Origin of the sequence: Hymenobacter rigui, assembly GCF_003944715.1 — a bacterium.
In the GTDB taxonomy this organism is placed as follows: domain Bacteria; phylum Bacteroidota; class Bacteroidia; order Cytophagales; family Hymenobacteraceae; genus Hymenobacter; species Hymenobacter rigui.
The window spans coordinates 1-14,682 of sequence record NZ_RWIT01000008.1; the positions used below are offsets into that span (position 1 = coordinate 1).

Annotated in this window: 11 protein-coding genes; 3 read left to right on the top strand and 8 right to left on the bottom strand. The window is 44.4% G+C overall.

Features of this window, described 5'->3' with window-relative positions; translation table 11 throughout:
* The first annotated feature begins 248 nt into the window (after positions 1-248).
* Both EI291_RS14475 and EI291_RS14480 read left to right on the top strand, forming a co-directional pair.
* Positions 249-1,586 carry a ComEC/Rec2 family competence protein gene (locus EI291_RS14475; protein ID WP_148103412.1) on the top strand — a complete coding sequence of 446 codons (1,338 nt, stop codon included), beginning with the start codon at positions 249-251 and terminating at the stop codon, positions 1,584-1,586.
* 153 nt (positions 1,587-1,739) lie between these two features.
* The gene (locus tag EI291_RS14480) at positions 1,740-2,720 is read left to right on the top strand and encodes a tyrosine-type recombinase/integrase (RefSeq protein ID WP_125421276.1); all 981 of its coding nucleotides are present in this window, start codon (positions 1,740-1,742) and stop codon (positions 2,718-2,720) included.
* Between the two features lie 2 nt (positions 2,721-2,722).
* Here EI291_RS14480 and EI291_RS14485 read toward each other — a convergent pair whose 3' ends face one another.
* From EI291_RS14485 to EI291_RS14505, 5 genes are read right to left on the bottom strand one after another with little or no spacing between them, the layout of a single operon-like run.
* Positions 2,723-3,772 carry a carbohydrate kinase family protein gene (locus EI291_RS14485; RefSeq protein ID WP_125421279.1) on the bottom strand — a complete coding sequence of 350 codons (1,050 nt, stop codon included), beginning with the start codon at positions 3,770-3,772 and terminating at the stop codon, positions 2,723-2,725.
* Positions 3,747-4,919, bottom strand: coding sequence for a hypothetical protein (locus EI291_RS14490; RefSeq protein ID WP_125421282.1), 1,173 nt, complete (start codon positions 4,917-4,919; stop codon positions 3,747-3,749). Before EI291_RS14490 ends, EI291_RS14485 begins: the two co-directional genes overlap by 26 nt.
* Positions 4,919-6,829 (bottom strand): ORC-CDC6 family AAA ATPase, encoded by a 1,911-nt coding sequence (locus tag EI291_RS14495; RefSeq protein WP_125421285.1) that lies wholly within the window; start codon positions 6,827-6,829, stop codon positions 4,919-4,921. The genes EI291_RS14490 and EI291_RS14495 overlap by 1 nt, the downstream gene beginning before the upstream one ends.
* On the bottom strand, positions 6,813-7,931 hold the full coding sequence (locus EI291_RS14500; RefSeq protein WP_125421288.1) for a phosphoribosyltransferase-like protein: 1,119 nt from the start codon (positions 7,929-7,931) through the stop codon (positions 6,813-6,815). The genes EI291_RS14495 and EI291_RS14500 overlap by 17 nt, the downstream gene beginning before the upstream one ends.
* Positions 7,932-7,933: 2 nt before the next feature.
* The gene (locus tag EI291_RS14505; RefSeq protein ID WP_125421291.1) at positions 7,934-9,835 is read right to left on the bottom strand and encodes an HAD family hydrolase; all 1,902 of its coding nucleotides are present in this window, start codon (positions 9,833-9,835) and stop codon (positions 7,934-7,936) included.
* An 855-nt stretch (positions 9,836-10,690) separates the two neighbouring features.
* Between EI291_RS14505 and EI291_RS14510 the strand changes: the two genes are divergently transcribed.
* Positions 10,691-11,047 (top strand): hypothetical protein, encoded by a 357-nt coding sequence (locus EI291_RS14510; RefSeq protein WP_125421294.1) that lies wholly within the window; start codon positions 10,691-10,693, stop codon positions 11,045-11,047.
* Between the two features lie 18 nt (positions 11,048-11,065).
* On the opposite strand, the gene EI291_RS14515 is transcribed toward EI291_RS14510, so the two are convergent.
* The 3 genes from EI291_RS14515 to EI291_RS14525 are packed head-to-tail and all read right to left on the bottom strand — an operon-like array spanning position 11,066 to position 14,465.
* A complete protein-coding gene (locus EI291_RS14515) occupies positions 11,066-12,229 on the bottom strand; it encodes an HNH endonuclease domain-containing protein (protein ID WP_125421297.1) in 1,164 nt (387 codons plus the stop codon).
* Between the two features lie 21 nt (positions 12,230-12,250).
* On the bottom strand, positions 12,251-12,592 hold the full coding sequence (locus tag EI291_RS14520) for a nucleotide pyrophosphohydrolase (protein ID WP_125421300.1): 342 nt from the start codon (positions 12,590-12,592) through the stop codon (positions 12,251-12,253).
* 10 nt (positions 12,593-12,602) lie between these two features.
* The gene (locus tag EI291_RS14525; protein WP_125421303.1) at positions 12,603-14,465 is read right to left on the bottom strand and encodes a DUF2075 domain-containing protein; all 1,863 of its coding nucleotides are present in this window, start codon (positions 14,463-14,465) and stop codon (positions 12,603-12,605) included.
* Between the last annotated feature and the right edge of the window lie 217 nt (positions 14,466-14,682).

The window sequence follows — 14,682 nt, forward strand, 5'->3', positions numbered from 1 at the left end:
GCCTGCCGGGCTCCGGGCTCAGTCAGCGCCTGCGCCACGCGCTGGCGCAAATCCATCGAATACGCTTGCATATACCTGCTTACGTACGCTAGGCGACGGCAGCTACACCGTTCATGAATCCGCTATAGCCCGAAGAGTCAACTAATTTCTGATTTACATATAATTTAAGTAATATAAATAGTGGGTAGGCAGTTGCCCCGGCTCTCTTAGAGCAGGTGGTTTTGGACGGCAGCCCACGCGCTGCTGCTTTGTCCACCTATACTGTTATTCATCCCATGCCTGATCATCTTTACGTTGGAACCAATGAAGCCCGGTTTTATGCTGCTGATGAAGCCACCGGTGCTCGCCTGAGTCGCATAATTAATCGCCTATTGATGGGCTCTTATTTGCGACTGCTGCACCCGGATGCGGTGGACGGCTATTATCATGTACGCTCGATGGGTAAATCGGGGTGGATGAAAGTAGAGGATACCACCGATCGGATGGGTTTGAAAATGTACTTTCTGGATGTGGGGCAAGGCGATGGGAGCCTACTGGAAGTGGGGCGCTACCGCTTCTTGATTGATGCCGGACCAGATGCCCACCTGAAATCCTATCTGGTCAAGTGGCAATACAAGCATCTGCTCAACGCCGGCCATTCCGTGCATTTGGACGGCCTGTTCGTCAGTCATTTTGATGAAGATCACTACAATGGTTTTACGGACCTGCTAGCCGACTCCCGCTTCACGTTCGGTACCGTCTACCATAACGGGATTGGGAAATGTGCGAAGCGCAACAATGCCTACCAGCCGCCTTACAACTCGGGGTTGGGTGAAACCTACCAGGCCGGTGATGGGGTGACGTACCTCAAGACTAACTTTGACACTCTGGATGATCTGCTGGCGCTGCGCGCTGCTGGCGGGCTGCAGGCGATGTTCGTGCGCTTCATTACCGCGCTGGAAAAGGCGCATCAAGAGAGGCGGCTGGAGGCCGTGAAGCGGCTACGGTTCGACAATACTGAGCTATTGAGTGAGCAGATCGATGGCCAGCCTTTCCGGCTTCGTGTACTCGGGCCGGTCTGCACGGAAAACCACGGGCGATGGGAGCACCCATGGCTGGAAGACGAATCCCACACGGTGAACGGCCACAGCGTAGTGCTCCGGGTGGAGTTCGGAGACTGCTCCCTGCTGCTCGGGGGCGATCTCAATACCCAGGCGGAGCGGCACCTAATGGGACATTTCAGCAATGAGAATCCCTTTCAGGTGGATGTAGCCAAAAGCTGCCATCACGGTTCCTCTGAGTTTACGGAAGACTTTATGGCCCTGATGAACCCTTTGGCCACCGTGATCTCCTCGGGCGATAACGAGTCCTATGCCCACCCGCGGGCGGACGCTATTGGCTGCGCGGGTAAATACAGCCGCAGCAAGCGCCCGCTGGTGTTTTCCACGGAACTGGCGCGTTCGACCAATCTGGAATCCCAGAAGCTACTTTATGGTATGATCAATTTGCGGTGCGATGGTCAGCGCCTGTACATCGCGCAGATGAAGGAAGCTCGGGCCAATGCGGATATCTGGGACTCCTATCAGGTGAAGCCGGAGCCGGTCTAGGAATTAAGCTCCGAGCCGCTGCCAGAAAAAGACGACGTCAGTCCATCCATGCGACGGCCAACTTAGTACCGATAATACTTACTTATCGGTACTAAGTTGAAAAGTGTTATTTTCGGGGTGAAAACTCGTCGGCACTCCTTATTTATATAGCGCATGGAAAAGTCAGCTCAACTCGCGGTGGTCGTGCCCACCCGGAATCACGCCTTGGTGGAGCTGCCGCCCTCGGTGGCCAAGTACGTCGAGGCAGGCTTACACGGCGCGGAGAATACCAAGCGCGGGTACGCGGCCGACTTACGTAGCTTCCAGGATTTTTGCGAGCACCACAACTTGGTGCATTTGCCGGCGGATGTGACGACGGTTGCAGCGTACGTTTCGCAGTTAGCTGATCGCGGCTTGAAGTTGGCGACCATTCGCAGGCATGTCGCAGCTATAAGCAAACTTCATCAACTCGCGGGCCAGCCTTCCCCTACCAATCATGAGGCACTGAGCGTGGTTCTGGATGGCGTTGCACGGGTGGTTGGTAAGCGTCAACGACAAGCGCCAGCTTTTACGGTGGCAGAGTTGAAGCAAGCAATCCGGGCGATGGATATAACAACACCTACTGGGCTCCGAGATCGTGCTCTATTATTACTTGGTTTTGCTGGAGCGTTTCGCCGGTCGGAGCTTGTAGCACTAAACGTTGAGGATATAGAGTTGACACGGCAAGCATTGGTGATTCATTTGCGACGTAGCAAAACGAACCAATATGGCTATGAGGAAGATAAGGCCGTATTCTACGCTCCTAGTGCTGATTATTGTCCAGTAAGAGCTGTTCAGGAATGGATGGAATGCTTGGATCGCACTAGTGGGCCATTGTTTACTAGAATGAGCCGGGGTAATACGCAACGTCCAGCTCAACCTGGAAAAGCTCGATTAAGTGATCAAAGTGTCAATGATCTTGTGCAGCTTCATTTAGGACCAGCTTATACAGCTCACTCCTTGCGAGCTTCCTTCGTGACAGTGGCAGTTGAAGCAGGTCAATCCAACAAGGCTATTAAGAATCAAACCAAGCAAAAGACAGATGCAATGATTGAGCGTTATGCACGACTAGATGATGTGAAGCGCTTCAATGCAGCACAAAATCTAGGGTTGTAATTTTAACTCAATACCTTTTCTAGATTATAATCTATGTTATTTTTGAAGCTGATATTTTTATCAAGCTGAGGCAATTGTATTTTGTTTGTATCTTTAACAGCGTCCATTTGGGCACTATTTATTAAAGAATTTATATCAAAATGATACATGGCCCCCCTTGCGCCTTTGAAAACGCAGTTATAGGCACTGAGCGTTTGTCCAAATTTTAGAGCTTTTTTTATTATATCGATGCTAAATTGATGCTTCGCAGACATATTCATCTTATGTAGATAAAATAAAAGCCCAGCAGAGCACCAGTCTCCGGCACCAGCTGTGTCTACAACATGATCAATACTTAGTGCTTCGCTTAATATCCAATCGCTATTTTCTCGTGTTCTGAATAATAAACCACCTTCTCCTAAAGTCTTGATTTCTATACAAGATACAGGTTGAGGGTATAAAGATTCAAACTCTGGTATTCTATCTTGTGAGAATTTAATAATATCTGCTAATTCAACAGATTCTTTGAATAACTTAATATCTTTAGCGCTAGAGGGTTCGAAGAATACCAATGCACCCTTCGACTTATAGAACTTTGCTAGATTGATTGATGCTCTGTTATAACGATCAAAATAGAATACATCACATGTTTCTCTCTTAGTAACCACACTTTCAACTGCGTTGGCTAGAAACGGTTTATATGAAGGCAAATAACCGCCGTTGTAAGGATTTTTGAATTCAAACTTATGCTTTGGGCGGCCCGACTTATCTGTTAAAATCCGGTGTATTATAATCGGGGTACTGCCATCTTTAGTAGTAGAAATAAGTTCATCATTGACTTTAAATATTCTTATGTCTTCAAGTAGTATATCAGTCGCGGTGCTTGTGGAAAGCCGAGCTATTGGGAAAGTATTCCACCCTAAAAAAGAAAGGATGGTTAGAACATTACCACAAGATCCACCTGCGTAGTAAGCAGGTGGTGTAATAGGGTTGCCATTTAGCACTATATCAAGTGCGACAAGCCCTGTGCCAATGCATACAGGCTGCTTAATGTTTTCCAATTGTTTGCTCATCCTCTTCGTAAGGCTCTCCAGTGAGCCAAATTACAAAAAGTTCAGATGACAGACTGGTCTGCTCAAAGTTAAATCCCTTCTCTAGACTATAGCCTTGAGAATCAACAGTTGTAAGCCCGACCCTTACGTCACCTTCTACATTGTTGATTTGATATGCAGCTAGCAAAGTTCCAATTGAAAGTAGCTTACTTGAAAAAGCGGAAATTGCAACTCTGCAACCATTTAACTCTTTAAGCGACTTGCTGTAATTTTTTATGGTATTCACTAATATTTTATAGACCTCAAAAGGGTTGCGCTCTGGAGCGTACATAATATTCTGGGGTTCAATTCTCAATTCATCAAACAGAAGCTTGTTGTAATCGATAAGGAGTTTGTCTGGTCTGTGGGATACTTTCGAAGGATAGGGAAATATTGGGCAGATCTCATCTGGCACTAAACCTTCGCTTGCAATTTGCATATGGCTCTTCTTGCCTTCCCCTAGCAATGGCAGCCATATTAACGGCTCAGTCCGTTCAGCAGGTGAGGGTTTGATACCACCCATAAAGCCCATCAAGAAACTAACATCTTTATCTAAACCCTCATCGTTGATATTGGAATCAATAGATGGATTTTCTGCTACGCAAACAATTAGATTAGGGGCATTTGACTCAACTGGCCTATTGTCGATAATTGACAAAACCTTGCCAATTAACGAAAAATATATGCTGCGGGGAAGTGCGCTTATATCTATTATTATGTCTGTATATCCCGCTAGCTCATGAAAGTCCTTTATTAGATATGCCGCATCTCTGTCGCCTACTCGTCGTCTTCTATTTCCTTCTTCTTTCCAAATATTGATATTTTTTTCGCGAATATTAGATTCAGGAACAAGCCTTCTTAGCTCTTCGATGTTCGAATCTACGTATTGTTTGTGCTTAGAATCTTCTAAATCTGAGCCATCGTTGAAACAAATAAGCAAGCAATCCAAGTTTATATCTGCAGGCAACTCTTTGATTTTATTTAATACATAATTCATGCGTACGTCAAATCCTTTTCCCAGAATCAAAAGGAGCTTGCGGTGTTCAGTTCCGCCGAAGTGTAAAGAAAGAGTATGAGTTGCTTTATCTCCGGAGAGAAGTAAATACGGGCTCCAGCGAAGATTGCTCATTATTTTGTCCACTTAAGAAGTTCGTCAGATTTGATATGGCGCCACCCCCCATATCCTAATGGAAGCTTGAAGTACATGCAGAGCCATCTATTGAGGTAGAACACGTCCACTGCTTCAGCACCTCTCTTACCTTGTTTTATTGTTCTTTTTTCTAATAGGTTGTAAGATAAACACGTTGAAAGTACGTTTATCAGTCCTGAGAAGCGTTCGTTTTCTAACCAGTGCTCATCGGGTATTAACCTAGTGTTATTTGGCGCTTTGATAGCAAAGCCTGTTACACCTGGCGCATACGGAACAGTAGTCCGGTTCGTCTCTTTGAAGGCAAATTCCTGGACTTTAGTTAAAAATTTTTTTACAGGTTCTGCATAAGGAATGAGGATATTTAGCTCCTTCCATCTTTGATTTACGACCCTGCGTATGATTTTTTCCTGCTCCGATGTTGTTAGTGTTATTGATTTCGCAGCAATTTTATTAGAGAGCATTGACTTGGAAAGCATAGATTCATAAAGGTCAGCGCTTAGTTGCAAGAACTGATCGATGTTAAACGACGAGAGTTTTACTAATCGTTCGAACCCATAATAATAAGGTATATTGTTTTCATGTGAAATTAGGTACTCGCTAGCATTTTTGATGTCAGAAGCTATCAAAGATTTTAGCTCGTTAACTGTAAAAGGTACATCAAGTGATAACTGTCTGTTATCAACATGGCGTCGCACGACAATCTCGGTGGACCTAGCCATCCATGCTCTCTCAAGTTTCGTTCCTTCAAATTCTTCTAAATAGGTTATCCAATTATCAAATTTATGCGTCTGATTAAATGAGGCTATTTTATGAATCGTTCCAATGCTTTTAGCGTAAGCTGCTTCGTAATTCTCATCGTAAGCTTCTTCATTATTATATTCTTCTAAATGTTCTTCAAAAGAATTTATGTCCTCGGATGAAGCTTCTGCTCTTCTAGAAGCTACGTTTGAAACAATATTTCTAAATTTGCTTTCCTTGTTCTGCCATATTTCTTCTAGGTTTATCTCTTCATAATCCCTTTTAAGATATGAGCGCAAGTTCTCTTTTGGGCTAAGTGCTTCTAGTCGTTCGGAAATCCAAATAGTATGCTCTCTTCTTTGTTCAATTATATAAGTAATCAATACCTTTCTCTGTTTTACTGACAGTTTGTGAGTGTCATCAAACATGAACAAAATTCTTTCACTTATTAGGTTCCCTGAGTAAAAAATATTGTCTGAGCTGAATGCATTAAAAGCAAATAACTCTTCATGTCCTTCAGGCTGAATTTTTTCAATTGGTAAAAAACTATCCAATGCTGCATAAACTTTAGCCTCTATATCCTCAGCCCATTTGTATAGTATTTGGCCATTACATGGAAACTGTAAGCCTCTAAAGTATCCATGCTCGTTTTTGTAATTGATAGTTATTTTTTCGAGGTCATTAGGAAATGATTTTTGTTGAAGGGTAATAATGCCTCGTAAAGTAGCAGTGACTATGCGGGCATTTAATAATGCGAAAAATAGCCTCTTTTTTTGAACGTCATTAATAGGAAGATCTTCAAGAATTTCATAGTTCCTTGTGCATTGCAAGCTTATGCCTAACAACTTGATTGAATCATTGTCGAGAACGCCTAGCTTTCTTAGGTACTCTTTTAGGTCCTTTAGTTTAGCTTGAGATCTATTGTTGAATAGAGCTACTAAAGTATTGGGCTCAAAAATTCTCAATAGCGATGTTTTACCTGCACCAGGTGAGCTACGGATGAAAAGTACATTGTTCCATAACTTCTCTTCTCTCTGCTTTTCTATCAGAGTATCAAGAATACTTGGGCTATAGATGCGTAAGAAGCTCACATCAGAATCTATCTTTTCTGATGTTCTTACCTTGAAAGGATTTCTAAGCCTTGTCGTCATCTTTGTGTCTGGTTACTCGCGGAAACAAGCCAACGAAGTCTTTATCGTTGGGAAGCCATAGGATAGGTAAACTATTGTTAGGGGTATTGTGACTCAACACAAGTGGAAGCCCACATTCATCAAATCCCAGATATGGTTTAGAATGCTTTCCTTTCTTAAAGTGACCGTCAACTATAGAGGCATCAAAATACTTAGGGTTCTTTAACAATTCTACGAATTGGTGTTCCTTGCTTAAGTCTATTGAGTCAGTATCCTCTATGATTTGAACTGCTTTTACAGAATGCTCAAAGGAAAGAGAATGTTTTGCTTTCCATTCACTGATCGAGTCATTGAGATAATCCAATGCACGCCTTCTTGCTATATAAAAAACAAGATGGAGGTCCAATTCATCGGTATTAATTAGCTCATTAAGGTTTCTCCCTGTTTGTGGTACTAATGCATCGATTGAGAATAGGCGCTTAAGAAATTTAAGAACCTTGCCCTTTTCCTCTGCAGCACGAAAGTAGCTTAAGCCGCTGGCAGTAAAATCATCTACTAGAAAAACTGATGTAAATTTAGGCTCGTCCTTGTACTTTTCACTAAGTTCTTTGATCATTTCTTCCTGTTTGTCAGCAGAAATATGATAAGATGAAAATATTTGCTCGTTATCTAAGTGGTTAAATCTTCTTAATTGATCAATTTTAGCGCCGTCGCTAAGGCCAAGAAATAGAGCCTTTCTTTTTACTTCTGCATACGTAGCGCTTTTCTTAATTTTTGAAATTAAATAGCTTGGTACACATAAAGACCGAGCAGCTTTCTCAGTGAGAACCGGATCAATAATTTCTGGAAAACATATATTTATTAAATGGGATACTTGTGCATGTGAAATAAAAATCAAGTTTTCCTTGATGAAGTTGTATGCAACATTTCTTTCAGCGGGTGAGTCAAATTGATTTAACCAGTTTACCAAACTCGCAGTAAATCGCATCCCAGACGAATACTGTTGGTACTCGTCATATTTTAAGCTCGCTAGCGCTTGAATTAGAGGCCTCTCCGTATTTATTTGCTCAGGCTCCCAATTCATTATTTTCACCAAAAGCCTTTCGGCCAATATATTATTCATGGTTACTGCAAATTGAATTTCATTTCTTTTGGTGCAATATGCAAAGCTTGTAGATAGTACAGGCAAGCATCAGAATCTCTAACGGAAGGGGGTGCGAGATTCCAACACGTTTCCGGGTCACTAGTTACATCATTGACACTTAGCGAAAAAGGCGTAGATAGTAATTCAAAGTCATTTCCAGGCCAACTACCTTTATCCCCAACTGTTAGGCAATTTTCTGATAAACCTTTTGCTCGCAATAATTCTTGAACAAATGGCACTATGTTCAATTTTGATACATCAGGTCTTTTTATTATATCAATCGATCGAGAAGACTCGGTAACAAGAAAATTAGCATTTCTAACTTTGAAAGCAATGTTATTCACAGCATCTTTGATCATGGGCCAATTAGCTTCAGACTTTGCTTCTATTGTAAGCTGCATATTCCGCAGGCTTTGTTCTACTTTATCAGCTATATAGCTGCCATGTATTTTAGATGAGATTTCTGAAAGTACATCCGTTCCATTATTATTAATAATTGGCAGTTCTTCGTCTAAAAGCGAAGTAATGTATGCTCCATTATAATAACCAATAATGACCGATTCCCATATGCTTTTATCGGGGATCAATTTTCTCAAATCGTTTTTTACGGACTTGCCGCGACCAGTGATTATCCCAACAATAAAACCTTTATTAATTATTCTTTCAATCTGAGTGATAATCTGTATGTCTGGCCCTATTAACCTGTTTTTATGTGAGCACAAAGTTTTGTCATAATCAAGTAAAACTGCTCCATAGGAGGTTTTGTGCAGCCTCACGTAGAACTGACTTTGTTTGTCATCCCAATACTTTTTACTTTTAACATCAAGTGTGCTTAAAATCTGAGGATATATTTTTCTCTGTATAAATAAATTTGTCAAACTATCCGAATTTTCTCTTTGCTTTAGTAGCGAAGCATAGCTCATATTGTAAAGCTTACTTCCAAAATCTGGCACTCCCGGTTTTCCAGGGTCAATGCCTACCAATTTTCCTACAGCTTGTACAAAATAGAAGCTCTTGATGAGCAAATCTATTGTTCCTAATGGGCCAATATGTTCTGTTTCTATTTTATACACAGAAACAGTATCAGGTAGAAGGCCAATTGTTTTTTCAGCTATAAGTCTATTTTGCGGAGTAATTAGAGCAATTACACAAGTGCTTTCTTCATGTTTTGCCAACCAGTGATGTCTTCCATGGCCGAAATTTCTGTAATCTGTGATCAATACGTTCCCTAACGCAGCCTCAGTAAATTTTGATTCAATGTCAATAGCGACTGGCTTAGCCCAATCGCTACTCAAGACCTTGAATGTGCTATATTTATTTAATATGTTGAGTGCGCTGATTTGTTGTTCAAATTCTGCGATTTTAAAATCAATATGTTTAGTCGAGTATCCATAAGTATTGGCTAGTAATAAAAAGAATGCAATTAGAGAGTTTGTTGCAAGAAATCCGTCCTTTCCAGCCGGAAGTGGAAATTCAAAAATACTGGTTATGGAGTTTTTCTCAGATCTGTTAGCCAATGGTGTTTTAAGTGATGTGCAAATACCAACCATATAGTTAGGTTCGTTTTTGACTAATACATCAAAGGCAATTAAGATATCTTTGTTTTTTCCGCTTGCGCTCACTATGAGCGCATTAGTATTTCTTATTATGTTACCTGAATTGTAGAGCTCCAGTGGAGTACAGGCTTTCGCAAAATGGCCTACTTCTTGGTGAAGAATTTCAGCAAAATAACATGCGCTCAGGGAACCACCTGAGCCGACTGCTAGAAGCGATCCACTCATCATGGGCTTGAATTCATGTATCAGATTTGATAGATCAAGAGAGTTGATATGTTCAATTGTGCTAGGTAGCTTGTCAAGCTCGCTACGGAATGGTTTGCCCATACTTTAGTGTTTTTAGCTGAGGATTAATGGAGAATCCAACCGTGGTTTAGGGAAACAATCTACTGGGTTTTAAGGTCAGTACTTGTTCTGCCAGCCATGTTAGGCAAATATAGGAGGAGCTTTAAAGGGCTTCTAATTCTATTAGTAAATTAACTTTAATGCATTGATGGAAAGACGATTACATTGTTTGTGCCTTTCGGTATAATTGTTCGAGCTCTTCTATATGGCCTAGATTTTAACCCCGCCTTACTTGTCCCCTAACCTGCCTGGGCACAAGCCTTGGCGCAAGCTTCAACTGAGAGGCTAACCCAAGCCTACAAGACGTTGATGAAAGAATCGTAAGAGCAGTAAAGTACGATCCCCAGAAGCATTACACTACTTGTAGGAGTCCAAATCATGGTCTTAGAAGTGAAAGGAACTTTCTGCAAATGTTGAGGAGTGTTCCATCTTACCTCAGTCAGTAAGCATAGTGAGCTACGCACAGATCTATTGTTAAAAAATACATCATCAGTTATTTAGCTATGCATATAGGTATTCCTGTCACGTCTGATAAGAGCCAATGGCAATGACTGCTAAGTAAACATTTTATCAGTCCTTACTATCTAAGCTTGATAACTTGTCTTACGTTGGAAGTTATCACACCTTAATATTAGGTTAGATAAGATTGTCGTGGGATGTGGCGCAGAGAACCCTTACATTGTGACGCTTCTTTATTTACTTTAATTCTCCGTGCGTCCACTCACACTTTCTCCACTGCTGGCTGCTACACGGCGGCAGGTAGCAGTCTGTCTGCCTTTATTGTTACTCAGCTTGAGCAGTTGTACTCAAACCGATTCATATTCGGGAGCTCCATATATGGAACTCCAAGATAGACCTAAGTCTGCGGCTGAGTTACGAGCCGAACTACTCGCCTTGGAGCAGAGCGCACCCAGCGATTACTTGGAAGTAAGAGGAGCTCATCGGCGTAATCTAATCAATCAGCTGGTTTTGGAGGGTGACATAAGTAACCGCGCAACGCTCGCTCGTTTCAAAGACCCAGTGGTCATGGTGGAATGGTATTCCAAAACCAACACCCTGCTAGCTAATAAATCTTATCCTGTATATGAGTTGTTACCGGCCCAAGGTACGGTACACTTCAAATTAAAAACGCAAGCGCCCAGCGAAGTCAAAAGCGTTGGAATGACCATTGCCGATGCCACCGCCGTGGACTGATCCACGCTGACTGCTGGATTAAAACCGCTGAGCAAATCGAGCCGTCGCGACTTCTTCAATAAAGCGAACTGCGCGCCTAGCCAATTGCGCTTCAAAGTCTATCATCTCCAGTCCATTAAAGCGTAGCAGTGCATCCTCCTGCACCGCGCTGTGTAGCGTAGCTAGCTTCCGGTAATTAGCGTAAGCTTTCGTCAACCACGGCTCGGCGGCTGCTAGTTTAGGTGCATCGGGTATACGGTCGCGCTTGGTATGCTGATTGTATTGTCGATCAACGGGCAATAAATTCCACAGCTCGTTGATGGGGTAAATGGTAAGCGGCAGTAAGTGATCGAGATCGTACTGTTGGGGGCTGGAAAGGACCTTTTGCGTCCAAGGGCACGTGAACTGGACATTTTCGTGTAGCAAAATGTCAATTTGGTTGCGTTCCCAGGACAACGGACGACGGTTATCGGGACGAGCCGTAAGTATCGTGTAAACTTCACCCCGGGTAACATTGCGTCCTGGATCTTGCGTTACCCCTTCGGTGAACAAACACCATTCGTGGATGCACAGGGCCTCGACGTAAAGTGAAAGCCGGTGAAACGCGGCCCACAATTCGCCTGGTACGACCAGGCAGAGTTCATTCAACTGGGTACCGGGCAGAGCGCGAACGGAGCTCGGAAGTTGATCACAGCGGATAGGCTGAGCGAAGATGGACCAGTGCCCCGGCCCGGCAAACTTGATGGGCATGAGCAAGGCTTTGCCCACGGCGGCAACTGCTGTATCGTAGGCGGATTGAAGCGATTGGCTGTAGGATTTTCTCCGACGCGGAGTACGCATCTCGGCCTGCAAAAAGAATCCATCGCCTGCTTGAACACTTAACTGCACCGTGCGTTTCCACTCAAGCTGCAATGCGGCAAGGGCTGGACGGAACGCCAGATCATTGCGCAAACTGCCGGAAACAACAGCGCGAGCTCCTTGGTAAATTGGAGCGAACTCATCCGCGAAAGGCCAATAATAGGCCACCCACAATTCTGCTAACCGACGTAATGGGATAGCTACAGCCAAGTCACCACGCGCCATATCAGGGTACATTAGCACCACATCGTTGATAGAGCGAAGGAGCGCTATTTTGTAGCTGGTCGTCTTGCTATCGTGCTTGAGGATAGCGGCGATAACTTGCTCTCCGTGATACGCTGTCATGCTAGCACTGCGCTTGCTAGATTACTCTGCGTCAAACTCATCATGCTTTTTAGCCGTGCCCCGGGCCTTGGCAACCGGGTATTTTTCGCCGTTGCGCTTCATTTTCTCTTGCATAAGCTTAATCACGTCCCAGTTGTATTTATCCGCTAGTTGAAAAGCATAAAGCAGCACATCCGCCAGCTCCTCCCGGACCTTGGCCTGATCGGCTTCTTCCGGCTTTTTCCACAGGAACTGCTCATTTAATTCGGCGGCCTCGATGCTCAACGCGAGCGCCAGATCTTTCGGGTTGTGAAATTGGGCCCAATCGCGTTCATCCCGAAACCGGCGCAGTTGCTGAAGCAGCTCCCGAATTGAATTGTCCATTAGTTGATACTTATAGAGTCCAAGATGGGTGAGAAATCCGGTGGCGCAAGTAAGCGGCGGTTTCTTTGTCGGTGCAATACACATAGCATCCCTTCATGGCCCGAGTCATTAGCGTACGGTAGGTATTTTTGATTACTAGATCAAGCAAGGCTCGTCCTTCCGCGGTTTTCAATAACTGCTTGCGCCCGTGTACCGTTTTATCTGCACTCGCCCTAGCGCCGGCATTGGTAATGACATTCCCGTTACGCACTACTAGGTCCGGGCCAATGATTACGCCTATGTAATCGACCTCCAGCCCCTGACAGGTATGAATACACCCAATTTCCTGCACGGAATCCTCCTTCATAATCCAGAGAAACCCATCGTCTGTCAGGTTCCACTGGTGGCGAAAGCCCGCGCTTAATCGAATGTCAAAGGCCTTCCGGTCCCGCTTGCTTTCCCAGTCCCAGCAGTAACCCGCTACCATGCGCGCGCGGTTGCGCTCTTGGTTCTTTTCTAAAATGAGCTGCTGCAATTCATCGGGTGTCTCAACCACTCGGAAATCGTAGTCCGTACCGTCCAGCGTGGGGTTTGCTGTCTCGCGTACTTCCAGAACGTGATCCAACCAGGCCATATAGGCATCGGACCCGTTGCAGCGGAACTGGGAAACCAACTCCAGCTTGTGGACTTGAGCGCCTAGCTTGTGGGCCCACTTTTCAATCTCCTGCTCGCTACCAATGTCTTTGACAGTTACCCGCTGGTCTTCGTCGAGGAAGAAAATGGTAAAGCGAGCCGATTGGATGATCTCTTTGACTTGGTTTTCGCCTTTGCTGAATAAACCGGACTTTTCGTTTAGCCGATGGGCTTCGTCTACAATGAGGGCGTCAAAGGTGTTGGAAGCAGTGGAGGTAAAGGTACCGGAGCCCACGAAAAGCGAATCAAAATGCGACTTTCGCATGGAGCCGATCAATTTGCTTTTGTACACGTCCCGGGGGGCCGCCGCTTTGGTCACGTACTTGGCAACGAGCCCCTGCTTGGTAAGGTCTACTAAAAGGTTGATGGCCACCACCGTTTTTCCGGTGCCAGGGCCACCTCGAACTATGAGCACATGCTTGCGTTCATCTGCAGACTTTGCCGCAAGCTTTCGGGCCGTTTCAAACACTACCTTTTGCTCATCCAGTAAGATGAATTCGCGATTGCCTTTCATCATGGAGACCAGCGAGTCCGCGAGCTGCTTGCTGGGCCGAATACGACCGCCCTCGATTCGGTACATGACGCGGTTGCGGTCCCCCTGCTTTACGTGCTGCCGTATAAAGTCCTGCAATTTGGCCGCGTCACTCTTCAGAAATAGAGGAGCCTTGGCTACATAATCGGCGTAATGGCCGGTGGTTAGCACTCCGTCGTCGGGGTGATTATGAAGATACGCGCATGGCAACAACTGAATCGCCTCGTTGTAAACGGTCTCATTGAATCCTTCCAGGTAAGCGGCGTACGACCAGGCTTGGTAAGAAGGGTGATTGACTTCCCGCGTGCCTTTACCTAAAAAGGTTGAAACGATACCATCCTTGTCGGTGGCCGCCGCCTCTGACCATTGCTTTAATTCGATAATGATGGCTTTATCGGTGCCAACTTCGTCTTGGCCCGTAATTAAGAAATCAATGCGCATGCCGGAATACGGCAGTTGGTACTCGATGCTGATCCCACTATCGTCGGGTATTTGCGCATCGCTAAGTACGCGATCCATGTATTGCATGGAATTGCGCCAGGAATTGATTTCCGATTGCCCCGTCTTGTGGCCCAGCTTTTTAAGAACGGCCTGTTGGATTACCGTTTCAATATCGTTGCTAAATACGTCGCTGCGGAATTCAGCTTTAGATTTTTGGTAGACAATCATTTAGGCTAAAATGTGAGGATGTTTAGCTGATTCTGGTGTTGGGATCTGAGAATATCTTGACAAGATAGATGAGTATCGTCTGAGCACCGACCTGAGCTAACCTGTTTTCTACGTGCAATAGATTAGTGTATGCCCACCAATTCAATTACACTAGCTCTGTGCTCGAACAAGAAAAAGCTTAACCGATAAAGTTCTGCCAGTAACTTGTTCAAAAAAA